The following is a 23,145-nucleotide window of genomic DNA, read 5'->3' as shown; positions in this document are numbered from 1 at the left end:
TGTCCAGGACATGGGTTGGCGTTAGACGTTGAACAGGAAGTTCAGCACGTCGCCGTCTTGCACGACATACTCTTTGCCTTCTGCACGCATTTTGCCGGCTTCCTTGGCGCCCTGCTCACCCTTGTAGGCGATGAAGTCGTCGTAGGAAATGGTTTGCGCGCGGATGAAGCCACGCTCAAAATCGGTGTGAATGACACCAGCGGCCTTGGGGGCCGTGTCGCCGATTCGAATCGTCCAGGCTCGGACTTCCTTCACACCCGCCGTGAAATAGGTCTGCAGACCCAACAAGCTGTATGCCGCGCGAATCACGCGATTCAAGCCGGGCTCTTCCATACCCATGTCAGCGAGGAATACGTCTTTGTCTTCGTCGTCGAGCTCGGCAATTTCAGCCTCCACCGACGCGCATACAGCCACGACCGGCGCATTCTCTGCAGAAGCGTATTCGCGCACGGCGTCTAAGTGGGGATTATTCTCAAAGCCGTCTTCCCGCACATTGGCCACATACATGCAGCGCTTGGCCGTAATGAAGCAGTAAGGCTTGATCAGCGCCTGCTCGTCGTCGCTCAGGTCGAGGGAACGGACAGCCTTACCCTCGTTCACGACCGACATCACCTTTTCCAGAACCGCCACTAGCTTAATGCCTTCCTTGTCGCCGGACCGGGCCAGCTTCAGGTTGCGCTGCAAAGCTTTGTCGGCTGTAGCCATATCCGCCAGAGCGAGTTCAGTGTTGATGACTTCGATGTCGGAAATGGGATCAACGCGCCCGGCCACGTGCACCACGTTGTCGTCTTCGAAGCAGCGCACCACATGCACGATGGCATCGGTTTCGCGGATATTGGCCAAAAACTGGTTGCCCAAGCCTTCGCCCTTGGAGGCGCCCGCCACCAAACCCGCAATATCCACAAATTCCACTACAGCGGGCAGCACGCGTTCGGGCTTGACGATTTCCGCCAATGCAGCCAAACGCGTATCAGGCACTTCCACCACGCCCACGTTGGGTTCGATTGTGCAGAAGGGATAGTTTTCGGCGGCAATGCCAGCCTTGGTCAAAGCGTTGAAAAGAGTCGATTTACCAACGTTGGGCAAGCCAACGATGCCGCATTGCAGAGCCATGTATTCGTGTATCCTTGGGAGGAGTCGATAAGCTAACCGAACCGACGCAAATCTATCAGTCTCGTAGCTGACAAAAGCCGCCATTGTACAACCCAGGCGCAATACCTTGTGCCCGCTCCTTGCCTCTTGGCATCTTGAGCCTGCTAGATATAACCCCTTCGTCATTCCCGCAATCCGAAGCGTATGCCCGTTTGAGACGGAAAAATGAAAACAAGCCACCATACTGCTGACAACATCGCCGTATACATGTACCACCACATATCGGATCAACCCGATTCCCTATCGGTCACTGCCCGGCGGTTCGAGCAACAAATACGCGGCCTGGCCAGCGATGGCTATACCTCACTGGGGGCCGAGGATTTCGCCGCCTTTATGCGGGGCGAACCCATGCCTAAAAAATCGGTGCTCATCACCTTTGATGACGGCTATCTGGACAACTGGGTGTATGCGCACCCGGTATTGCAGCGCTACGGTTTTAAAGCGGTCCTGTTCACCATTACCGGCCTCATCGGTGACGGCCCGGTCAGGCCGCATGCGGGCCAGGGCAAGGCATTGCCGGCGCTTTATTCTCATAAAGAAAGCAAGCAGCGCATGTTCGGCCCCGAGCCCGATTCCGTCATGCTGCGCTGGGAAGAAATCCATGAAATGCTCAAGGCCGGCACCTTTGAGATTCACAGCCACACACATACCCATAAACGCTGGGATACGCTTTGTTCATCTGTTGAAGAAAAAACGCAACGCCTTCATGACGACCTGCTTGCCTCACGCGACACGCTTAACAGGCGGCTAGGCCGGGCTTCCGGCCACTTGTGCTGGCCACAAGGCTATTTCGACGCTGACTACCAGCGTGTGGCGAATACGCTGGGCTTTGATCACCTTTACACCACCGATGCGTACGGCCAGAACAAACCGGGCCAAAACATCAGTCATATTTACCGTTTTGCGGTACGTAACCGGTCGGATGGTTGGTTGCGTCGCCGCACATGGCTGGCGTCCCACCCTACCTTCGGGCCGCTGTACAACAACTGGAAGCGCCGCCCCGCCTGAACACTCCATAGGGCGGGCTCCACAGAGGTGCCACAAGCACAAAAGAACGCCGACACAGCAGGGCTCTCAGCCCTATCAACCCACTCATCAGTATCAAGGAAGTCACACTATGCCTGCTGCCAACTCCCTGCCCACAATTCTCGAACTCCAGCGCCGGCTGGATGCCGGTGAAACCACTTCGGTGGAGCTGGTTGAACAGGCACTGGCCCGTATCGAAGACCCTGCGGGTGAAGGCGAGCGCACCTTCACCGCTGTGTGGGCGGATCAGGCTCGAGCCGCCGCCCACGCCTCCGACACGCTGCGCGCGGCGGGGTTGTGCCGTTCTGCACTAGAAGGTTTGCCGGTTTCCATCAAGGACTTATTCGATGTGGCGGGCAAGGTCACCAAAGCCGGTTCGGCCCTGCGCCGCAACGCGCCTCCCGCCGAACGGCATGCTGCTGCGGTAGAGCGCCTGGTTCTAGCCGGCGCTGTTCTCATTGGCCACACCAACATGACGGAATTCGCGTTCTCGGGCTTGGGGCTGAACCCGCATTACGGTACGCCCACCAGCCCTTGGGACCGTGCCAACCGCCGGATCCCAGGCGGCTCGTCATCGGGAGCCGGGGTATCTGTGGCCGACGGCATGGCGGTGGCCGCTCTGGGCACGGACACAGGGGGCTCGATTCGCATCCCATCTGCTTTTTGTGGGCTGACAGGTTTCAAGCCAACAGCGGCGCGCATACCTGCTGAAGGCGCCTTTCCCCTGGCCAGCAGCCTGGATTCCTCCGGCCCGCTCGCCGCATCGGTCGAGTGCTGTGCCGTTATCGATGCAATTCTCTCGGGAGAAGATCGCCCCCTGCCCGAAGCACTGCCCTTGCAAAGCTTGCGACTGGCCACCACTAAAACCCTGGTGCTGGATGGCGCCGATGCGCATGTGCTAACCACTTTTCAGCGCACGCTCGACACATTACGTGAACACGGCGCGCAGATCGACGAAATTGAGATCCCGGAGTTTCTGGAGCTGGCCGATATCAATAGCAAAGGCGGCTTGGTGTGTGCCGAAGCCTATGCGGTACACCGCCACGAGCTCAAACTTCGGAAGGCTGAGTACGACCCCCTTGTGGCCTCCCGCATTCTGCGTGGCAAAGATATTGACTGTGCCGACTATATCGAGCTGCATGCCAAGCGCCACCGCTGGATAGCGGCGGTCGAAGCCCGCCTGCAAAACTATGACGCCCTGCTGTTGCCCACCGTACCCATTGTGGCGCCAACCATTGAGTCACTGCAGGCATCAGAAGATGCCTATTTCGCGGCCAACGGCCTGATTCTGCGTAACCCCACCCTTATCAACTTCCTGGACGGCTGCGCGCTCAGCCTGCCTTGCCACAAGACAAATGAAGCACCCGTGGGGCTGATGGTGGCGGCGCCTGCCTACAGCGATGATCGCCTGCTGACAGTTGGCCGCAGCATAGAAACGGCTCTCGCCACCTGAAAGAACGCTAAAGCGCCATTTCCGGCGCTGCTTGCAGCGCCAGCCAAACCAGCAGTAAAGGCCCGCCATTAAAGATGGCATGTAATAGGATGGAGGCGCCTATCCCCTGCCTGACTCGCAGCCACCCCAACACCATGCCGGTTACCCACTGCGGCAGCACCAACAGGGGCAGCAGCCACAAAGGCGTCTGCCCCAGGTTGAAGTTATACAAGTGCACGCCTGAAAACATCAGTGCAGCGAGGTGGAACACCCAGGGGAAATGGTAGCGATAAGTGCGCCGCCAGGGCCAAGGCAAGGGGCGGCGCGCTGGGGGCCAAGCGGAGTAATAAGCCCCCCAGCAAAGGAATAGAAATACGGCCAGGAACAAGCCCCCCGCCCACCCCGGGCCATTGAGCATGGCCGCCAGAGCCAAGGGCAGCAGCACCCATATATGCTTAAGCCGCCGCAAGCTATAGCGGAATACCAGCTCTTCGGCCACAGGCGCCCACAGCAAAGCGGTAAGCCATGGAATGGCATCGATATTCAGGCGGTGGGTGGCGCCGCCCATACCGGCCGCCATGACTGCAATGGGGCCTAAAAACAGCAGGTTGATCGCCCACATGAGCAGTGCCCATTGCAGCAGCCGCTTAATGCTTAAGGCCGGAAACCAATCGCGCCAGAAACCATCCCCGGTGGCATGGCCTGCCAGACGCGGGCCAAGAGCCGGCGAGCGAATAAAGCCAAAGAAATCCCCAAGCTCGGCGCGGAACGTAGGCCTGTCAGCCACGATTACCCTCGTGCAAACAGCTCATGGCTTGTTGGAACTCGCCGTCCAGCAGCAATGGCAGCACCACTCGGCAACGGTTAATGCTGTCTTCTATGCCGGTCAGCTCTTCACGCCGCGGCGGATTCAGCACGAAGGCCGCAACCTGTTGAGCCAGACCGAAGCTGCGCGGATGCCCGATTCCCAAACGCAAGCGCCAAAAAGCAGGGCTGGAGAAGACGGCTTGGATATCGCGCAGGCCGTTATGCCCTGCGTGGCCGCCGCCCTGTTTAAGCTTGACCTGACCAGGCAAAAGATCCAGCTCATCATGCAGAACCAGCACCTGTTCGGGCACCAGCTTGTAAAAGCGCATCAAGGCCCCCGCCGCCTGGCCGGAACGATTCATGAAGGTGGTGGGCTTGGCAATGATGACGGCTTCCCCCCGGTGACGCCCCTTGGCCACCCAGGCTGAGAAGTTTTTTTCCAGGGTGAAAGATGCGCCAAGGTCATCGGCCAGGTGGTCGGCAAGCCAAAACCCCGCGTTGTGGCGGGTGGCTTCGTACTGAGGCCCGGGGTTACCCAGCCCTACAATAAGACGAATAGAAGTTGCAGCGCTCATGAACGATTTCAGAATGAAAAAAACCCTTGCCCAGCTTCCGCCCGGCAAGGGTAGCAAGAGTGCCGACAGTATAGGCCAGGCTTGGAATCACTCCGATGCCCGGCCCCCTGATGGCTTGAGGGCTTACTCCTCAGAAGAGGCTTCGCCACCCTCTTCTTGCGCTTCATCTTCCTCAGCCGCTGCACCGCCACCGCGAACCTGGGCATTGGCGATAACCAGATCGCTTTGCGTAACCAGGGTCACACCTTCGGGCAGTTTGACGTCCGCGATGTGCAGGACAGCGCCGCCTTCCAGCTCAGACAGATCGACTTCAATATTCTGCGGCAGATCAGCCGGCAAGCAAGTGATCTCGATATCGGTGACGGGGTGAGTGATCACAGCCGAAGCCAGCTTCACAGCAGGCGAGATATCGGCGTTGATGAAGTTCAGCGGCACCTTGGTGGTGATGGGCTCGTTCTTGGCCACGCGCTGGAAGTCAACGTGTAGTACTTGCTGCTTGTATGGGTGCCATTGCACGGCACGCAGCAGAACCGCACCAGCGGATTTGCCGTCGACGATGAGGTTGAGAATGGAGGAGTGATACTCTTCCTTGCGCACGGAGTGGTAGACCTCGTTGTGGTCCAGCTCGATGTTCAGCGGCTCGGCTGTGCCGCCATAGACGATGGCGGGCACACGGCCTTCGCGGCGCAGGCGGCGGCTCGCACTCGTACCCTTATTGCTGCGCGAAGTGGCGTTGAATTTCATGGAATGCTCCAAAACATGGTTATGGGCTGGTTGCCCATGGTTGAATGCGGCAGAAACCGCACCCTGCAGGCTGCCGCGACCAGCAGTCTGCAGGTTAAAAACTGATTTAGTCAGCAAACAGCGAGCTGACGGATTCGGCGTTAGAAATACGCAATATGGTTTCCCCCAGCAGCGGTGCACAGGAGAGCTGACGAATCTTCGGGCAGTCGCGTGCTTCCTCAGACAGAGGGATGGTGTCGGTAACCACCAGCTCGTCTAAAGAAGATTCTGCAATACGCTGCACCGCTCCGCCTGACAACACGGGGTGAGTGCAATAGGCATACACGCTGCCTGCGCCTTGTTCCTTGAGCGCCTCGGCGGCCTTGCACAAGGTGCCGGCGGTATCGACCATGTCATCCATGATGATGCAGTTGCGGCCGTCGACTTCGCCGATGATATTCATCACTTCCGACACATTGGCGCGCGGACGACGTTTGTCGATAATAGCCAGGTCGGCCTCCAACTGCTTGGCCAGGGCACGGGCTCGAACCACGCCGCCGATGTCAGGCGACACCACGACGAGATCTTTGTAATTACGGCGCCAGATATCACCCAGCAGAATCGGGCCTGCGTAGATGTTATCGACGGGAATATCGAAGAAACCTTGGATCTGGTCGGCGTGCAGGTCCATGGTCATGACGCGCTCTACGCCTACCACCTGCAACATGTTGGCAACGACCTTGGCCGAAATCGCAACGCGTGCGGAACGTGGCCGGCGGTCTTGCCGGGCATAACCAAAATAGGGAATGGCTGCAGTGATGCGACCGGCCGACGCACGGCGCAGGGCATCCACCATCACCATGATTTCCATCAGGTTATCGTTGGTGGGAGCGCAGGTCGGTTGGAGCACGAAAACGTCTTTACCTCGTACGTTCTCGTTGATTTCCACCATGACCTCGCCGTCCGAGAATCGCCCGACAGACATTTTGCCTAGCGACATATCGAGGTGATTGGCTACATCTACGGCCAGCCTGGTATTGGCTGTGCCGGTAAAGATCATGAACTTTTCTTGTGCCATGATGGAAGCTGCGTTTCGCGTTGGCCCAAACGACAAAGCTGTTGACCAGCTCCCCAGTGGGGCCGACTCAACAGCTTGTGCGCTTCGACAGCCTAAGGGCTGAAAAAGTGGCTGGGGAAGAAGGATTCGAACCTTCGCATGCCGGAATCAAAATCCGGTGCCTTAACCAGCTTGGCTATTCCCCAATATTCGTGACTACCAGTATCTGAGTGGATGATCGGACAACCCTGAGCAAACCCAGGAATCTTTCACAACCGCTCGCGGGCTTTGGTGAATTGCAGAAGCGTCGTACTGACCACTTGCTTGCATTTCGCTTTTACCGCCCAGCATTATACTGGAAATTTTTTGCTGTGCTCGGAAGGCTTGTTCTTGCGTATTAAACTCAACAAAAAAACAACTTCCCGAACCCGTCATTCTTGCATGAAACCCTTGTTTTTGCAAGGCTTCGGCCAACTGCCGAATGGCTTCATATTGCTTAAGAACGACCGGCTGCAAATCGTTTCGCCCAAAAAACAGGTTTCCTGAAAGCTCGCTTTCCAGTAAGCCACCCGAACCCTGGTGTTTTTCTTGCGTTTGATTTGTTTGCCAATCAGCAAAGAACGAAATTATTACAGGCTCTGTATCTCTTGTCAAATCGGGCGAGGAAAAAACCCGCGCAGTCGGCACTGCGCCTTCTGGCTGCACGATCAAGTATGCGCGCTCGGGCACCGCCACTTCCGTAAGAATATCGCCTGTACCTTCTGCAAAAGCGGCCCGGCCGAACACGAAAACCGGCACATCCGCGCCCAGAGGGCGCGCCAACTGAAGCAAAGCCTCACGATCCAGGCCGGTCTTCCAAAGTCGGTTCAGGGCAATCAGTGTTGTGGCCGCATCGCTGGAGCCCCCTCCCAACCCCGCGCCGGAAGGAATCCGTTTGGTGTAACGCACCTGTGCGCCCAGCTTAGTGCCTGTTGCCTGCTGTAAAGCACGCGCCGCTCGGATCACGAGATCCTGTTCAGGTAACAAGCCCGGCAGAGATTCGCCTTCCCGTCTTATTTCACCATCACGGCGCAAATCAAAATCCAGCGTGTCGCAAAGATCAATGAAGCGAAACACCGTTTGCAATTCATGATAGCCATCGGAACGTCGCCCTGTGACATGCAGGAATAGATTCAATTTGGCGGGCGCCGGCACATCGTATAAAGCCATGTAGCGCCTCAGTCAGCCTGTTGAGGAAGAGCTCCGGGCGTATCGGCCGAAGTTTCTGCGCCAAGCTTAGGTGCAGGCTCGTGGTCTATCGCCAGACGCACGGAAATCTGTCGGCCGCCATCGCGACGGTCGAGCCGCAGCAAACCGGGGCCCAGAGCGTCGTAGCGTGACAGCCGCAGCCGCCAGCCTTCTTGGGTGAATGACTCGGGCCGGCCTTGCGAATCTTGCTGCAGCGCCTCAACCTTCCCCGCACCAGTACGCCCTTGCAGCCAGTGCCGCAAATTAGCTACAGGCATGGCAACGCCTACGACTTGCGACAGCAAGGCATCTGCATCGGCGGCTGTTTCAATACTGCCGTCAGAGTGTTCCAGAACGGCGCCGGACGGCTGGACGGTAATGCGCGCCAGCGTGCTGCCCAGTGGGTTGGTGAGATCAAGCCGTAGGACTCGACCACCATCACGCCAGGCAAAACCGCCTTGAACGGCCTCGGGAGCGACTCCTGGTTCTGTAACATTGACGGCGAAACGCCCGGTACGCTCAAACGCCTGGCCATCCCCGGGAATGCGGGCAGGCCCGGCGCAACCCACCAGCACAACCCCGACCACACCGGCCGTAATCAGACCTAACACACGACGTCGGCCCGGATGGACACCGGCCCCACTCAAAACAGGCGTTGAAAAAATGGCCATACGGTACAGATGAATTAATCGAGTTGAACGCCGAAACGCTTGAGGGTGTCTTGCAGCACTTCATTATCTGGCTCTTGTTCCAACCCTTCTTTCCAGACATCGCGGGCCTCGTCCTTGCGTTGCAACACCCACAGGACTTCGCCCAGATGCGCAGCGACTTCGCCAGAAGGCAGTTGGTGCCATGAGCGGCGCAGGTATTCCACCGCGCCTTCGTAGTCGCCAGTGCGATACAACAGCCAGCCCACGCTATCGAGAATGTAAGGATTGTCCGGCTCCAGCTCCAGCGCCTGCTCCAACAGCTCTTCTGCTTCGTCGAGATTGACGTTGCGGTCGACAAAGGTATAGCCCAGAGAGTTGTATGCATTGGCGTTATGCGGGGTCAGCTCGATGATGCGCCGCATCAGCCGCTCGAAGTCGTCATACCGCCCCTGGCGTTCGTACAACATGGCCAGGTCGTATTTGATTTCAGGCGTGTCGGGCAAATCGGCGTCGGCTTGCTCCAACAGCTCAATGGCTTGCGTGCTGCGGCCGGAGTCGCGGTAGATGGAGGCCAGAGTCAGCGCCTGCACGCTGCGTTCGTTATCATCTTGTGGCTCCAGGCCCTGCAAGACGCGCCGCGCACCTTCGATATCGCCCTGGCGGGAAACCAGCACCGCCTTGTGTATCTGCGCCTGAAAGTAAACAGATGGCTCGTCGATGAGATCCAACTGGCGGATCGCCTCGGCCATATCGCCCTGTTTTTCAGCAATTTGCACCAACAACAGTCGCGCGTCGGATTCGTCACCACTGGCGGTGGTGGCTTTGTCTGGCAGCGCACTGGCGCGTTGTTCCTGCACCGCAATGTATTCATTCAGCAGCGCTTTGGCATCTTCATAGCGCGTTGCCCGGATATTCACCTCGGCCTCGGTGTAAAGCAGATCGAAGTCCTCCGGGGCGCGACTGCGCATAGCCCGAACCTGATCCAGGGCATCGTCAAACTCATGGCGCAGCACCAGACGGTTGATTAACAGCAGGCGCAAACGCCGCATGTCGGGGTGTTGTTCAACGTACACCTGGGTTTCGCGTATAGCCGCACGCGGATCAACTTTTAGACCATATTCCAGCACGCGCTGGGCCGCCATTTCCGAATCAGGCGCTAGCTCGAGCGCCGCCTTGGCGGCCTCCAGGGCCTGCGAGAACTCCTCGGCATCCCAGGCGGCATCAGCCAGGGCAAGTTGCGCCAGAGGGATATGCAACACAGATTCGGGCAAGGCCTGTTGAAGCACATCGTAGGCCACCCGCTTGTCATTCATTTTGGAAATGATGGAGGCAGCTTCCGCAACGGCGCGCTCTTTGTTGTCAGCGTCCTCAATACGTTGACGCAGATTGCCTGCCAGCCCGATAGTCTGCCCGCTCGAAGCAGACAGTGCCAGCGAAGACGCGACGGCATCAGGGTCGTTCGGTGAAACCAACACCCACTGTTTTGCCGCACGCAATGCGGCGGGGAGATCGCGCGCGGCCATGGCGAACTGAAATGCTCGTTTAGCCATGCGGGGGTCGGAGGTCTCGCGAGCTAGGCCATACATCAGCTCAGAGGCCTGGCCGAACGAGGCCCGCTGCGCGGAAAACTCCGCCACCAAGATACGATAGAGAATATCGGCCGTAAGCCTGACACTTGGCAGCTCGCCTGGACGCAACTGAATCTGCTCGTTAGAGTCGAGTTCGGGAGCATCTCCTATCAGGAGCTGGGCCCTTGCTTGCGACCATGCTGGCTGCGCAGACATGCCAACCACCGCTGCGAACAACACGATAAAAATCTGTTTCATCAAATACGCCCCAGGCTTTTGCATCTGGACGTGGCCCTCGAATGGCAAAATCGCATGGTCATTGTAAACATCTAAGTGCTCCATCATGCCTGAACTGCCCGAAGTTGAAACCACGCGTCGAGGCATTGCGCCTATTATGACAGACCGCAAGCTCGAATCGTTCACCATTCACGATAGTCGCATGCGCTGGCCGGTACCTGCCGACTTGCCCGCGACAATCAGCGGGCGGGTGATTCGCAGCTGCGGGCGGCGCGGCAAGTACTTGCTGATCCATTTTGACCACGGCACCCAGCTCATTCATCTGGGCATGTCGGGTTCGCTGCGCCGGGTGCCGCTGGACGAACCCCGCCGCAAACATGATCATGCTGAATGGCTGTTTTCCGACGCTCGTTTTCTACTGCACGACCCACGCCGCTTTGGCGCCATCCTCTGGCATCCCGCTGAGGACGGCCCGGTCATATCCCACCCATTGTTGGCTAAGCTGGGCGTCGAACCTTTAGACCCCGCTTTCGACGGCAATGTACTGTCGCAAGCCTTTGCGGGTCGCCAACTGGCTGTCAAACAGGCTTTACTGGCTGGTAATGCTGTGGTGGGAGTAGGCAATATTTATGCCTCGGAAGCCTTGTTCAAGGCCGGCATCAACCCGCGCCTGCCTGCAGGAAAGTTGTCGCGTAAACGCTGCGCGATGTTGGCCGAGGCGATCAAGGAAACCTTGAGCCAAGCACTTGATTCGGGCGGCAGCACATTGCGCGACTACGTGAACGCAACAGGAGAGCCTGGCGCATACTTCACCCTGCACGCAGCGGTATACGAAAAAGGCGGCCAGCCATGCGGGCAATGTTCCACGCCCATAAAGCGCATCGTGCAAGGGCAGCGCGCCACGTATTTTTGCCCGCGCTGTCAGCGCCGGTAAGGCTCTCGGCTTTACGCCGCGCAGACACGACGCAAGCGATGGTCGTAGGTTCGCGTTAAAGCAGCTTGCCTGGGTTCATAAGGCCGGCAGGGTCGAGTGCCGCCTTAATGCGCCGCATCAAGCTCATTTCGACATCGCTTTTGTAGCGAGGCAAATAATCACGCTTAAGTTGACCGACCCCGTGCTCAGCACTGATCGACCCATGATACGCGTGCACACGATCGTGCACCAACGCATGGATATCGCTCTGTCGCTCCAACAGTGCTTCTTCCGTAAATGCAGTGCCGGGCGCCACGTTGTAATGCAGATTGCCATCGCCGAGATGGCCAAAGATGACATGTTCTACGCCTGGGAAGTTAACCTGAAGAATGGCATTAGTGGTTTCCACAAACTCCGCTATGTTTGAGACAGGCACCGAAACATCGTGCTTCACACTCTTGCCGAATGCTTTTTCCGCCAAGGGAATGCTTTCACGCAGATGCCACAACGCCTGACTTTGTGCCACGTTCTCGGCAATAACGGCGTCGATAATCAAACCCTGTTCCAGGCAATCGCCCACCACAGCTTCAAATCGTTCCCGAGCATGCGCTTCGCTTTCGCTATCAGAAAGCTCAAGCAAGGCAAACCATGGCGCGCCAGCGGAGGCTCCCTCAAACGGCAGACGCTGCTCCGGGAAGCAACGCACTACGCCCTGCAGGCAGTTGGCGGCGATTAGTTCAAAACCTGTAAGCGCCGCAGCAAAGCCCTTACGGGCCACGGACAACACAGCCACGGCATTGTGTATAGATTCCAACGCCAGCAGCGCCGTACATTGCGCTACGGGCAAGGGGTAAAGCTTGAGACTGGCTGCGGTAATAAAACCCAGCGTCCCCTCGCTACCAATGTACAAATTACGCAGGTCGTAGCCCGTGTTGTCCTTGCGCAAGCCGCGCAAACCATCCCAGATTTCGCCATCCGCCGTCACCACTTCCAGGCCCAGTACGAGATCGCGGGCATTGCCATAACGTAAGACTTGGGTGCCGCCCGCATTGGTAGCCAGGTTGCCGCCAATCGTGCAGCTGCCTTCGGCTGCCAGGCTTAAGGGAAACAGGCGACCGGCATCCTGCGCCGCTTGCTGCACTTGCTGCAAAATGCAGCCCGCCTCCACCACCATGGTGTCGTTGTCGGTATCAATCTGACGCACTGCATTCATGCGAGCCATGGAAACGAGCAAAGCCTCACCGGAAGTGTCTGGCGTCGCACCGCCGCACAAGCCGGTATTGCCACCCTGCGGCACCATGGGAACCTGGTTTGCCACACACCATTTCACTACTGCAGCAAGCTCTTGGGTTGAGCCTGGTTTGACCACGCCAAAGGCATTGCCACTGTAGCGCCCTCGCCAGTCAACCAAATAAGGTGCTGCATCATCTCCGGTCAACACATGTTGCGCACCCAGCAACCGGGCCAACTCTTCAAGGCGATTCATATAGGTTTCCTGCTTATAGTGAAAAGGGTTCAGCTTCCATGATTCTAGCCCTTGCCTCAGGGCCGATGCTCAAGCGCCACCCGTGTTCTGACAAGCGCTTCCGCCCAGCAGACACTGGTATCGTTTTCACCATCACGATATTATGGCCGCGCCGCCTGCGCGCCTCGCGCTGCGCAGACCTACGCTACATGCCGCATTAACGCCCCGATTGAACAGGATTCCTATCGTGACATCTTCTTTGCCTTCCGCCGCTTTCAAAGCCTACGATATTCGCGGCATAGTGCCTGCACAACTCAACCCCGACTTTGCTCGCCTGCTCGGTCGCGCCCTGGCCATCCAAGCCCGCGAACAGGGCGTGAGCCACCTCGTAATTGGCTATGACGGTCGGCTGAGCAGTCCCGACCTTGCTGATGCATTGCACGAGGGCGCCAACTCAGAAGGCGTTGACACGATGGATATCGGCATGGTGCCTACGCCGCTGGTGTACTTCGCCGCTCATGTCTACGGCAGCGGCTCCGGCGTGGCGATTACCGGCAGCCACAACCCGCCTGATTACAACGGCTTCAAAATGATGCTGGCAGGCCGCACCCTGTATGGGCAGGATATCCAGGCTTTGCAGGCACTCATGCAGCAACTCCAGGAGACTGCACCTGCTGCCGCTACGCCGGGTGTGCGCCACGCAAAGGATGTCAAACCCGAGTACATCGAACGCATTGTGGGCGATCTCAAACTGAAGCGGCCCATGCATATCGCGGTGGACTGCGGCAATGGGGTGGGTGGCGTGCTGGCCGAACAACTATTCACCGCAATCGGCTGCAAGGTCGATACTTTGTATTGCGATGTGGATGGCCATTTCCCCAACCACCACCCGGACCCGGCCGACCCGGCCAACCTGCAGGACCTCATCCGCCACGTGCAATCCACTGATTGCGAGCTGGGCCTGGCCTTCGACGGCGATGCCGACCGCGTAGGCGTTGTAACCAAGTCCGGCGAAATCATCTGGCCGGATCGCCAGTTGATTCTGTATGCGCAAGACGTGCTGGCTCGCCAGCCGGGCGCCACCATCATTTTCGACGTCAAATGCAGCCGCCACGTGGCCCGGGCGGTAAAAGCCGCCGGCGGCAAGCCTCTTATGGGGCAGACGGGGCATTCGCTGATCAAAGCCCAACTGGCCGAAACCGGCGCACCGCTGGCGGGAGAGATGAGCGGCCACATCTTTTTCAAGGAACGCTGGTTCGGGTTTGACGACGGCCTTTATACCGGTGCGCGCCTGCTGGAGATTCTGTCGGCGCATGACGACCCGGGCGCAGTGCTGGAAGCGCTGCCGCAGGATATTTCCACGCCTGAACTCAAAATCGAAATGCAGGAAGGTGAGCCGCACGCCCTGATCGCCACCCTGCAAAAACAAGGCCGTTTCCCCAGCGCGTCAGAGCTCATCACCATCGACGGTGTACGCGCCGAATACGCCGACGGCTTTGGTCTGGCGCGGCCCTCCAACACCACACCGGTTGTTGTGCTGCGCTTTGAAGCGGAAACCGACGCCGCGCTGGAGCGTATCAAGAACGAATTCCGCCAAGCGCTGACAGCGCTGAAGCCGGATATCACACTGCCGTTCTGAGCTCGAACGAGCGGCTCCACCAGCATTGAAGCCGCTGAACGGCTGTCCTGCCATTCAGCGGACCTTAGCGGCTCAGCCCGTTATAGACTCTGCATGGGGTGCATCATCCAGCAATTGCGCATAAATCCGCAAATGCGCTTCCACCACCCTTTCAATATCGAACGCGTCTTCAGCTAATTTGCGACCGGCGGCGCCCATGGCTTGGCGGCGCGGCGCATCAACGGCCAGCTGCACCACGGCATCAGCCAGGGCCCGCGCATCGCGCACCGGCACCAGCAGGCCTGTGACATCGGGCTGAATAGCGTCACGGCAGCCCGGCACATCGGTGGTCACCACAGCCCGACCGCAGGCGGCGGCTTCCACCAGGGAGCGCGGCAAACCCTCACGGTAGGAAGGCAGCACCACAATATGCGCGTTCTGGTAAAGCTCGGCGATGTCGTCGCGTTCGCCCATGCAGATCACGGCCCCTTCTTCTTGCCATTGCTGGAACTCAGCCTCCGTGATGCTGGCCGGATTGCCTAAGTCGGGCGCCCCCACCAGTACCCAGCGCAGTCCACTTGCATGCCCTGCGGTAATACGGGCGGCTTCCACAAATTCGCGCACACCTTTATCCGTCAATAAACGAGCCGCCATGATGGCAATGGGCGCGCCTTCGGGTTCCCGCTTTGGTGCATACACCGCCAGATCCACGCCTGAGCCTCTAACAATGACGGCTTGGCCGGGCTGCACCGCCCCGGCATTCCGCAACTCTTGGCGGTCACTGACATTCTGGAAGATCACCCGGCTGTTGCGATGGCCAAGCGCCAGCTTGTAAAGCAAGGTTGCAGCCAGCCGCAAGGGGTCGAAGCCTCCCTCCCGCCTCGTGAAGATAAAGCCCAGCCCCGACACGGCTGCTACATAAGCCGGTACTCCCGCCAGACGCGCGGCAATGCCGCCATACAGCACAGGCTTGATCGTCACCGCGTGAATCAAGTCGGGCCTGAGGCGGCGGAACAAACGCCAGAAAGCCACCAAACTGCCTAGCTCTTCCAAGGGCTTGCTACCACTGCGCGACATGGGCACCACATGATGGATAAAACCCTGTTCCAGAATCAGCGGCACAGACGGGCCATCCATGGTGGCCACGTGAACCTCGTAACCCGCGTCCCGCGCCGCTTGCGCGATAGGCAAACGGTGGGATAGGAAAAACGCCGGGTTGTTCACCAAAAAAAGCAGACGCGAAACGGGAGGAACGGAAGTTGCCTGCGCTTGCTGTGATCCGGCGTAAGCGCTGCTGTGCCCTGGCATCTGCGAAGAAGTCCGCGTTGAGCCGGGAGACAAGCCTGAGCCCTCTGCCGCCCGGCCTGCTGACGCTTCCAGAGGTTCACCCCCCATGGCCGATGCGGGAATATAGCCTTCCGAACGCGGTCGGGCGGTTGTCACGCCGTCGGCCTGAGGCGCCGCCGCCCTGCGTCCTTGCGGTGCCGCTGAGCCATGACGGCGATGGCCACGCGACGGATAATCCGTCGCCAATCTTGACCACACGGCCTGGTAACGCTTGCGCATGACTTCCAGACCAAAAGCCTGTTCAACCCGCTGCCGCCCCTGACGGGAACGCGACTGATATTCAACGCTCCCTTCGCTTGAAGCCCACAGAGCAATCGCCCCGTTAATAACCCCTGCTAGCGCCACGGCATTGCGTGCGGGCACCACCCAGCCGCAGTTGCCCACAATGCGCGCGGCGTCGCCGACGTCCGTCACCACGCACGGCAAGCCGGTGGCCATGGCTTCCACCACCACATTGGGAAAACCTTCTGCGCGACTGGACAGCACGTAAATATCCAGCGCAGCGAGAACGCGCGGTACGTCGTCGCGGGGGCCTAACAGCAACACCTTGTCCTCGACGCCATGCTGGCGCAACAGGGCCATTAACCCTGCGTTACTCACTTCCATACCCGGCCCCGCCAAGACACAGCGCAAGGCCGGCTGGCGTTGCAAGCTGAGAGAAAATGCCTCCAGCAAGTTGGCGTGGTCTTTAAGCGGATTCCAACGAGCCACACTGCCTATGAGAGGGGTCGTTGCATTCAAGCCCCATTCCTTCCGCAGCTCAGCCCTGGCCTGTGCGTCGGGCTGCCAGGCCGCCATGTCATAACCATTGGGAATCACCAGCATGCGGTCGGCATCGTAGCCCCATTGCTTGTGGCGTTTTGCCGCTTCTTCCGCGCAGGCAACAATGACGCCTGGCACCCAGTGTGACAAGCGGGCGCACAACCAGGCCACGGCACGGGCGCTGCGGCTGCCGTGATTCAGATCCGCACCTGAATTGCGGATACCCCAGGCCAAAGCACGTACACCCGCTGCACGTGCCACCAGGCCGCCCAACAGGTCGGCGTGGTACATCCATGTCTGCACCACATCGGGATTCAGTTGCTTGAGCAAGCGAAACAAACGCCACAAGGCCTGTGGCGCAGCAAGAGGCGAACCCTTCATCCCGAGCGCGTGAACCTCAATGCCCCGATCGCGCAAGCGTTGACCGAACACGCCTTCATCGCCCAGGGAAATGACAGTATGGTTCGCCTGCTGGCCCGGAGCAGTCACCAGTCGGTACAGCACGGTTTCAGCGCCGCCCTGACCCAGCCCGGAAATAATATGAACAACATGCATGGTGGTTTTCTCAGCAGCCAATATACGACTATCCTTTATGTATCCATTACTTCTTTGAACAGGGAATCCCAATGCTCAAGCACCTGTTCCAGCCCGTAGCGCCGGCGCACGCTTTGTGAGGCGGCCAGCCCCAAGCGCTCTCTTTCTTGAGGGTCGTTCATCAGGTCAGCCAAAGCAGCTTCCAGGGCAGCGTCGTCGTACAGTGGCACGAGACGCGCGTCCTGCCCGCCGCGAGTGATTTCCTTGGGGCCGCTGGGGCAGTCGACGCTTACGCAAGGCAAACCCAATGCCATGGCTTCAAGTAAAGCATTGGGAAACCCCTCTACTTCCGACGTCAGCACAAACAGGTCGGAAGCCAGCAATTCCTGCCAGGGGGTGGACGTGCGCCCTGGCAGCAACACACGTTGTTCCAGCCCGGCCCGGGCGACATGTGCTGCCAGCTCTGCCCGCAATGGGCCGTCACCCCAGATAACCAGCTCCCAGTCCGGAAAGCGCCCCGCCAGCCGCTCGAATATTGCAATCAGCCCAGCGAAGCGCTTTGATGGCACGAAACGTCCCATGGCGACAAGACGCAGGCGTCGCCCGGACGCTTCTGCCCCCCATGAGCGGGGCGATGGTATGTCTGGCGGTAGGGGGTTGGGTATCACTGCCAAGCGTCGCATGGCGGGGACTTGCTGCTGCATCGGCGCCCGGCTGGCATCCGCTTGCACCGTTACCATGGCGGCACGGGGGTAAAGCCAGCGTCGCAGCCGCCGCAGCGCGGGTGTGGCCCGCACGCTAAGCGCGGGGTTGGTACGTTCGCACACGACGACCGGCACATCCAGCCCCCAAGTCGCCATCAGCGTCATAACATTCACATTGGTCAGAAACGACACAATGACATCCGGGCGGGCTTCCTTGGCTAACCTGCGCAAGGCCCGCAATTTTGCCAAAGGCGCCAGCGGTGTACGGCGCGCACGGCCAAGGTGATCCGCCAGCCATACGAGCCGGACACGCGGGTCAAGCTCGTAGAACAACGTACCCTTGCCCGTGTAAGTGGGCACCAGAGTCACCTGATGACCTTGCTCCACCCACCCTTTGCAAAGCGTCGCCGCCACCCGCTCAGCGCCTCCCGCATGCATGGAGCTGACAAAAAAAAGTATGTGCATGACGGCCGCCCTCTGGTTTTCAACCGAATCAACGAAACCCGAACAACTGGTTCCACAGCGTCATCACGCGCGCAACGCAGAAACGATCGCGCACATCAATTGCCCGCCGGGCCAAGGCTTCGCGCTCTTCCGGCCTGGTCATGAGATGAGCCAAATGCGCTGCCAGAGCGTCGGCGTCTTCCACTTGCCTGACCAGGACGCCATCGATGTCGGGGCGGATAATTTCGCGCGGCCCAGTGTCGCAATCGAAGGCTACAACAGGCAAACCGCTTGCCATGGCTTCAATCAGCGTGTTAGACAGCCCCTCCGCCCGTGAACTAAGCACATAGAGATCCGATTCCCGGTACCAATCTGCCAGATTACCCACCCGGCCCGGCATACTCACCCGACCCGCCAGATTAAGTTCTTCAATTTGCTGTTGCAAGACTTCACGTTCGGCGCCCTCTCCAAGAATAACGAGATCCCAGTTCGGAAAGTATTCAGTCAGTTGGGAAAAGGCTCGCAGTAGAACATCGAACCCCTTGAGCCGATGCAAGCGGCCCACCGCCAGGAGGCGGAAGCGGCCGGCTCGCTCAGGCGGCGCCACCACCGGTTCGCTGCTTTCCAAAGGCCAGCGCACCGAATTGGGGATGACCGTGACTTTGGAGCCGGGCACATGCTCTTCCAACCATGCCGCTGTGCCGGATGTCAGTGCCACGACGGCGTGTGCGCGGGGGTAGGCCCAGCGGCGCAACTTCTGCCAGATAGAAGGCAAACGCTGCACGGGTGGGTGCGTGTGCTCGCTGGCTATCACCCGGCAAGGCAGGCGCTGCGCGGCCAGCACGGCAAGTACTGACCCCCTAGTCATCATTCCCAACACCACTTGCGGTTTCAACTTAACGATCAGACGGCGCAACGCCGCCACTCGACGCATGTTGGCCCACAGGGCGACCACGGAGCCAGAACTATCTCCCGCCAACCCCAGGGCCCGTCTGTCTACACCTTCGGGAACCGGATAAGCATCCGTATCAGCGCTGCTTTGCGTCACCAATGTGACGCGACAACCTTGACTCAGCCAGTAATCGCACATTTCTACCGCTACGCGTTCTGCCCCCCCACCTGCAAGGGAGTGAATCACAATCATCAAATGAGCTTGTTTAACCGGGTAATTCAATTTCATACCTGCAAAGCAATCATGCCGGGACGGCTGTTATGGCCGGGCGACGCAAGGCCGCGGCTGCGTAACAGAGATAAGACAAGGCATACATCAAGCTGGTAGCCAGCATGATGCCGCTGACCCCCATGACAGGCGCCAGCACATAATTCATTGCCGCCTTCAACAGAAAGTTGGCGATGGCGATAGCCGCCATGATGCGATAACGGTTCTGGCTCGCCAGCAGTTGCACCAGCACCAGTACGCCGAAATAGAAAGGCAGCTGCAGCAGCCCCCAGCGCATCACTTCTGCCACCCTCTGGGTGTCCTGCGCAGAAAATGCCCCTCGCTCAAATAACAGGCTGACCATCCAGGGTGCAAGCAGCCAGCCAACCGCCATCACAACCGCACCCGCCAAGGCCATCAGCACCGACCATTTCAATGCCAGTTGGCGCGCCCGCGAGGCGTCGCCGCGACGCTGGACATCCGCCAGAACCGGCAGCGCGGCCCGACCGACCGAGGCAGCACCCAGCCCCAGCAACAAAGACAGCAACCGCGCGGCATAGCCGAGCGTGGCGTTGGCATTGGCCCCCAAATTGGCAGCAGTGTATTGGTCAATCGGGCCGACAAAACTCATGGCAATCTGACCGACCAACATGACTCCTGCCGCTTTTACCAAGTCAGGCCAATAGTGGGCGTTGAAACCCAGCCGTAGACGCCCCCAGCCTCCGTCTGCCCGATTGGCCAGCCGCAAAAGCCAGACCGACTGTATGGCATAGCCAACCAACGTGCCCCATAGCAGCGGGCCAACATCCGGTGCGGTCACTGCCAGCAGCACCCATATCAGAATGACGACGGCGGGGACGCTGTCCAGCAAGGTGTTGATGTAGCGTTCCCGGGCACGCAACCGCGCAGCGCTCAGGCCGGAGATCAGGGTAAGCAGCGCAGCTGGTGCGAAAGCCAGAGTCAGTTGTGAACTCATGCGTCGCGTTTCGGCATCCAGCCCGGCTCCGGCCCATTCCAGCACCCAGGGCCATGCGATGTAAATAAGGCCGGCCAGCCCCACTCCCAACAGCACAACCCAGCCGTGCAACTCAGCCAGAAAGCGCCGGCGCGTTGCCGCATCATCATCGCGGGAGCGCACCAGAACAGGGATCAGCACCACAGACAGCGCACCCACCAGGGTAACCGGCAGCCAATTCGCCAGAGTCATGGTGAACTGATAAGCGTCTACGACTTCGCTAACACCGTAGCGGTAGGCGACGGCCATTTCTTTGAAAGCGCCGGCGGCCTTGCCCAATAGCAGGAAAACCGCAACCCGGAAGGCGCCTGAGAAGATGCGGCGGTGATCCGAATGCAGGCCCGCGTAACGAGCTTTAAGGTGTTTCAATGGCGGTGCTCAACGCAGAAACTGTGCGTACCAGGGCATGGCTTCTTTCAGCCCTTGCTGTACGTCGTATTGCGGCGCATAACCCAACAGCGATTCCGCCTTGCCGATATCAGCTTGGGAATGTCGCACATCGCCGGCACGAAAATCACCGTGACGAGGAGAACGTTCGTAGACGATGCCCAATTCGTTAAGGAATTGAGACAGATACGCGAACAGCTGGTTCAGGGTGGTGCGCCCGCCATAGGCCACGTTATAGACCTGATTCATGCCCTCCGGCCCCGCCAGCGCAGCCAGCAAGTTGGCCTGGATAACATTGTCGATGTAGCAGAAATCGCGGCTGGTTTCACCATCACCGTTGATGATGACTTCCTGATTGCGAATCATGGCGGCAATCCAACGCGGAATCACCGCTGCATACGCCCCTTCCGGATCCTGGCGGCGGCCGAACACATTGAAGTAGCGCAGACCGACGCTGGGCATGCCATACGCCCGGGTGAAAACATCGGCGTAGAGTTCATCAACGTACTTTGTCACTGCATAAGGAGACAGCGGCTTGCCGATGCGATCCTCAACCTTGGGCAGGCCTGGGTGGTCGCCATAGGTCGAGCTTGAAGCGGCGTACACGAACGAACGCACGCGGGCATCCCGCGCTGCTACCAGCATCTTGAGGAAGCCGCCGATATTCACTTCGTTAGTCGTGACAGGGTCTTCCAGCGAGCGCGGCACGGAACCCAGCGCCGCCTGATGCAACACGTGATCCACGCCTTCGGTCGCTGCGCGGCAGGTATCCATGTCGCGGATATCGCCTTCGATGAAGCGAAAGCGCGCCCACGCTTGAGCGCCGACATTCGCCGCTACTTCATCCAGATTGTGCTGGTGCCCGGTTGCGAAGTTGTCCAAGCCGACGACGTCCTGACCAGCCGCCAGCAAGGCCTCCAGCAAATTGGAGCCGATGAAGCCGGCACACCCTGTCACCAGCCAGCGGCGCGGCTGCTCTCGCAGTTGCGCCATGACATCGTTAAACGCGACGCTTGCAGATGGGGTCATGATGAAACGGTTCCTTCTTTGGTTTACAGGCGCAGATCAGCGGCATCGGCCGTCAACACATACTTCAGGTCGTAAAGCACATGCTCGGGCTTGCCCAGCGCCCGGATTTTTTCGGCACCCATTTCTACGAACTGCTGGTGCGCCACGGCCAGCACAATGCCGTCGTAAGCGCCCTCTTGCAGTTCGGCAATAGGCTGTATGCCATATTCATGCATGGCCTCTTCCTTGTCGACCCAAGGATCGTAAACATCGACCTCGATGTTGTATTCGCCCAGTTCTTTCACAATATCGACAATGCGGGTGTTGCGTAAGTCAGGGCAGTTTTCCTTGAATGCCAACCCCATGACCAACACACGCGAGCCTTGCACCTGAATACGCCGCTTGGTCATGGCCTTGATCAGTTGCGAGACCACATAACCGCCCATGCTGTCGTTCAGGCGCCGACCGGCCAGGATGATTTCTGGGTGGTAGCCGATGCTTTGCGCCTTGTGCGTCAGGTAATAAGGATCCACGCCAATGCAGTGCCCCCCCACCAAGCCGGGCCGGAAGGGCAGGAAGTTCCACTTCGTGCCCGCTGCCTCCAGTACGGCCTGGGTGTCAATGCCCAGTTTATTGAAGATCAGAGCCAGTTCGTTGATGAGAGCGATATTGACGTCGCGTTGCGTGTTCTCGATCACCTTGGCCGCTTCAGCAACACGGATAGACGGTGCTTTATGTGTACCTGCGGTGATGATGTCAGCGTAGATGTCATCGATGAGATCTGCAATTTCGGGCGTAGAACCCGACGTGACTTTGAGGATATTCGTCACCCGATGCTGTTTATCTCCCGGGTTGATACGTTCCGGGCTGTAGCCGGCGTAGAAATCCTCGTTAAAGCGCAGGCCTGACACGCTTTCCAACACTGGCACGCAGACTTCCTCTGTTGCCCCGGGATACACAGTGGATTCATAAATCACAATGTCGCCGCGCTTGAGCACCCGCCCGATGGTCTCGCTGGCGCGGATCAGCGGCGTGAGATCGGGCTGCTTGTACTGATCAATCGGCGTGGGCACCGTCACAATAAACACATTTGCTTCGGCCAAAGACTCTGCGTCTGCCGAATAGCGAAGATGTTTAGCCGCCGCCAAGTCGTCATCGTCAACCTCAAGCGTGTGGTCGTGCCCGTTCTTGAGCGCCTCAATGCGGCGCTTATTGATATCGAAACCCAGCACCGGCCTCTTCTTGCCGAATTCCACAGCCAACGGGAGCCCAACGTAGCCCAGACCGACCACCGCTAGTTTTACGTCTTCGATTCGCACGGTTTTTCTCCCTTTA

General features: G+C 59.0%; 19 protein-coding genes, 1 tRNA gene and 1 pseudogene. 4 read left to right on the top strand and 17 right to left on the bottom strand.

The annotated features are described in order from the left end of the window. Positions 1-21: 21 nt before the first annotated feature. Entirely contained in the window at positions 22-1,113 is a 1,092-nt protein-coding gene (gene ychF, locus VRY85_RS12300; RefSeq protein ID WP_414598892.1) for a redox-regulated ATPase YchF, read from the bottom strand. A 204-nt stretch (positions 1,114-1,317) separates the two neighbouring features. Here ychF and VRY85_RS12295 point away from each other — a divergent pair, with 204 nt between their 5' ends. Together VRY85_RS12295 and VRY85_RS12290 are read left to right on the top strand one after the other, a co-directional pair. Then, positions 1,318-2,160 carry a polysaccharide deacetylase family protein gene (locus VRY85_RS12295; protein WP_414598891.1) on the top strand — a complete coding sequence of 281 codons (843 nt, stop codon included), beginning with the start codon at positions 1,318-1,320 and terminating at the stop codon, positions 2,158-2,160. 109 nt (positions 2,161-2,269) lie between these two features. Beyond that, positions 2,270-3,631 carry an amidase gene (locus tag VRY85_RS12290; protein ID WP_414598890.1) on the top strand — a complete coding sequence of 454 codons (1,362 nt, stop codon included), beginning with the start codon at positions 2,270-2,272 and terminating at the stop codon, positions 3,629-3,631. Positions 3,632-3,638: 7 nt separating this feature from the next. On the opposite strand, the gene VRY85_RS12285 is transcribed toward VRY85_RS12290, so the two are convergent. The 8 genes from VRY85_RS12285 to VRY85_RS12250 form a co-directional block, all read right to left on the bottom strand. Beyond that, on the bottom strand, positions 3,639-4,397 hold the full coding sequence (locus VRY85_RS12285) for a type II CAAX prenyl endopeptidase Rce1 family protein (RefSeq protein ID WP_414598889.1): 759 nt from the start codon (positions 4,395-4,397) through the stop codon (positions 3,639-3,641). After that, positions 4,390-4,992, bottom strand: a complete 603-nt coding sequence (gene pth / locus VRY85_RS12280; RefSeq protein ID WP_414598888.1) for an aminoacyl-tRNA hydrolase — start codon at positions 4,990-4,992, stop codon at positions 4,390-4,392. Before pth ends, VRY85_RS12285 begins: the two co-directional genes overlap by 8 nt. A gap of 123 nt (positions 4,993-5,115) precedes the next feature. Then, complete coding sequence (locus tag VRY85_RS12275) at positions 5,116-5,736, bottom strand: 50S ribosomal protein L25/general stress protein Ctc (protein ID WP_414598887.1); 621 nt, start codon at positions 5,734-5,736, stop codon at positions 5,116-5,118. Positions 5,737-5,842: 106 nt separating this feature from the next. Further along, the gene (locus VRY85_RS12270) at positions 5,843-6,793 is read right to left on the bottom strand and encodes a ribose-phosphate pyrophosphokinase (protein WP_414598886.1); all 951 of its coding nucleotides are present in this window, start codon (positions 6,791-6,793) and stop codon (positions 5,843-5,845) included. A 108-nt stretch (positions 6,794-6,901) separates the two neighbouring features. Then, positions 6,902-6,978: transfer RNA gene (locus tag VRY85_RS12265), tRNA-Gln, on the bottom strand. Between the two features lie 10 nt (positions 6,979-6,988). Further along, positions 6,989-7,981, bottom strand: coding sequence for a 4-(cytidine 5'-diphospho)-2-C-methyl-D-erythritol kinase (ispE, locus tag VRY85_RS12260; RefSeq protein ID WP_414598885.1), 993 nt, complete (start codon positions 7,979-7,981; stop codon positions 6,989-6,991). 8 nt (positions 7,982-7,989) lie between these two features. Continuing rightward, complete coding sequence (locus tag VRY85_RS12255; protein ID WP_414598884.1) at positions 7,990-8,670, bottom strand: outer membrane lipoprotein LolB; 681 nt, start codon at positions 8,668-8,670, stop codon at positions 7,990-7,992. 14 nt (positions 8,671-8,684) lie between these two features. Beyond that, entirely contained in the window at positions 8,685-10,475 is a 1,791-nt protein-coding gene (locus VRY85_RS12250; RefSeq protein WP_414598883.1) for a tetratricopeptide repeat protein, read from the bottom strand. 85 nt (positions 10,476-10,560) lie between these two features. On the opposite strand from VRY85_RS12250, the gene mutM reads away from it, so the two are divergent. After that, entirely contained in the window at positions 10,561-11,388 is an 828-nt protein-coding gene (mutM, locus tag VRY85_RS12245) for a bifunctional DNA-formamidopyrimidine glycosylase/DNA-(apurinic or apyrimidinic site) lyase (RefSeq protein WP_414598882.1), read from the top strand. A 55-nt stretch (positions 11,389-11,443) separates the two neighbouring features. On the opposite strand, the gene VRY85_RS12240 is transcribed toward mutM, so the two are convergent. Beyond that, complete coding sequence (locus VRY85_RS12240; RefSeq protein ID WP_414598881.1) at positions 11,444-12,853, bottom strand: FAD-binding oxidoreductase; 1,410 nt, start codon at positions 12,851-12,853, stop codon at positions 11,444-11,446. Positions 12,854-13,079: 226 nt separating this feature from the next. On the opposite strand from VRY85_RS12240, the gene VRY85_RS12235 reads away from it, so the two are divergent. Next, positions 13,080-14,471, top strand: coding sequence for a phosphomannomutase/phosphoglucomutase (locus VRY85_RS12235; protein WP_414598880.1), 1,392 nt, complete (start codon positions 13,080-13,082; stop codon positions 14,469-14,471). Positions 14,472-14,543: 72 nt separating this feature from the next. Here the strand turns inward: VRY85_RS12235 and VRY85_RS12230 are convergent, their stop codons facing one another. From VRY85_RS12230 to tviB, 7 genes and pseudogenes are all read right to left on the bottom strand, one after another. After that, positions 14,544-15,686, bottom strand: a complete 1,143-nt coding sequence (locus tag VRY85_RS12230; protein ID WP_414598976.1) for a glycosyltransferase family 4 protein — start codon at positions 15,684-15,686, stop codon at positions 14,544-14,546. A 432-nt stretch (positions 15,687-16,118) separates the two neighbouring features. Continuing rightward, positions 16,119-17,114 (bottom strand): annotated as a pseudogene (locus VRY85_RS12225) (glycosyltransferase family 4 protein); the annotation flags it as partial. 35 nt (positions 17,115-17,149) lie between these two features. After that, entirely contained in the window at positions 17,150-18,262 is a 1,113-nt protein-coding gene (locus VRY85_RS12220; RefSeq protein WP_414598879.1) for a glycosyltransferase family 4 protein, read from the bottom strand. A gap of 28 nt (positions 18,263-18,290) precedes the next feature. Continuing rightward, positions 18,291-19,421, bottom strand: coding sequence for a glycosyltransferase family 4 protein (locus VRY85_RS12215; protein WP_414598878.1), 1,131 nt, complete (start codon positions 19,419-19,421; stop codon positions 18,291-18,293). A 13-nt stretch (positions 19,422-19,434) separates the two neighbouring features. Further along, positions 19,435-20,784: a murein biosynthesis integral membrane protein MurJ gene (murJ, locus tag VRY85_RS12210; protein WP_414598877.1), complete on the bottom strand. Its 1,350-nt coding sequence runs from the start codon at positions 20,782-20,784 to the stop codon at positions 19,435-19,437. Positions 20,785-20,793: 9 nt separating this feature from the next. Continuing rightward, complete coding sequence (locus tag VRY85_RS12205) at positions 20,794-21,831, bottom strand: SDR family oxidoreductase (RefSeq protein ID WP_414598876.1); 1,038 nt, start codon at positions 21,829-21,831, stop codon at positions 20,794-20,796. Between the two features lie 23 nt (positions 21,832-21,854). Further along, positions 21,855-23,129 carry a Vi polysaccharide biosynthesis UDP-N-acetylglucosamine C-6 dehydrogenase TviB gene (tviB, locus tag VRY85_RS12200; RefSeq protein WP_414598875.1) on the bottom strand — a complete coding sequence of 425 codons (1,275 nt, stop codon included), beginning with the start codon at positions 23,127-23,129 and terminating at the stop codon, positions 21,855-21,857. Positions 23,130-23,145: the final 16 nt, after the last annotated feature.

The sequence above is a fragment of the Achromobacter sp. F4_2707 genome (genome assembly GCF_047501535.1).
Lineage (GTDB): Bacteria > Pseudomonadota > Gammaproteobacteria > Burkholderiales > Burkholderiaceae_B > Yanghanlia.
The sequence above is the reverse complement of the archived record's forward strand: the minus strand, read 5'-3'. Positions and strand labels throughout refer to the sequence as shown.

Bases quoted from the DNA above. Each gene is read 5' to 3' on its own strand.
- ychF (WP_414598892.1), bottom strand. From the start codon at position 1,113: ATGGCTCTGCAATGCGGCATCGTTGGCTTGCCCAACGTTGGTAAATCG.
- VRY85_RS12295 (WP_414598891.1), top strand. From the start codon at position 1,318: ATGAAAACAAGCCACCATACTGCTGACAACATCGCCGTATACATGTAC.
- VRY85_RS12290 (WP_414598890.1), top strand. From the start codon at position 2,270: ATGCCTGCTGCCAACTCCCTGCCCACAATTCTCGAACTCCAGCGCCGG.
- pth (WP_414598888.1), bottom strand. From the start codon at position 4,992: ATGAGCGCTGCAACTTCTATTCGTCTTATTGTAGGGCTGGGTAACCCC.
- VRY85_RS12275 (WP_414598887.1), bottom strand. From the start codon at position 5,736: ATGAAATTCAACGCCACTTCGCGCAGCAATAAGGGTACGAGTGCGAGC.
- VRY85_RS12270 (WP_414598886.1), bottom strand. From the start codon at position 6,793: ATGGCACAAGAAAAGTTCATGATCTTTACCGGCACAGCCAATACCAGG.
- ispE (WP_414598885.1), bottom strand. From the start codon at position 7,981: ATGGCTTTATACGATGTGCCGGCGCCCGCCAAATTGAATCTATTCCTG.
- VRY85_RS12255 (WP_414598884.1), bottom strand. From the start codon at position 8,670: ATGGCCATTTTTTCAACGCCTGTTTTGAGTGGGGCCGGTGTCCATCCG.
- VRY85_RS12250 (WP_414598883.1), bottom strand. From the start codon at position 10,475: ATGAAACAGATTTTTATCGTGTTGTTCGCAGCGGTGGTTGGCATGTCT.
- mutM (WP_414598882.1), top strand. From the start codon at position 10,561: ATGCCTGAACTGCCCGAAGTTGAAACCACGCGTCGAGGCATTGCGCCT.
- VRY85_RS12240 (WP_414598881.1), bottom strand. From the start codon at position 12,853: ATGAATCGCCTTGAAGAGTTGGCCCGGTTGCTGGGTGCGCAACATGTG.
- VRY85_RS12220 (WP_414598879.1), bottom strand. From the start codon at position 18,262: ATGCACATACTTTTTTTTGTCAGCTCCATGCATGCGGGAGGCGCTGAG.
- VRY85_RS12215 (WP_414598878.1), bottom strand. From the start codon at position 19,421: ATGAAATTGAATTACCCGGTTAAACAAGCTCATTTGATGATTGTGATT.
- VRY85_RS12205 (WP_414598876.1), bottom strand. From the start codon at position 21,831: ATGACCCCATCTGCAAGCGTCGCGTTTAACGATGTCATGGCGCAACTG.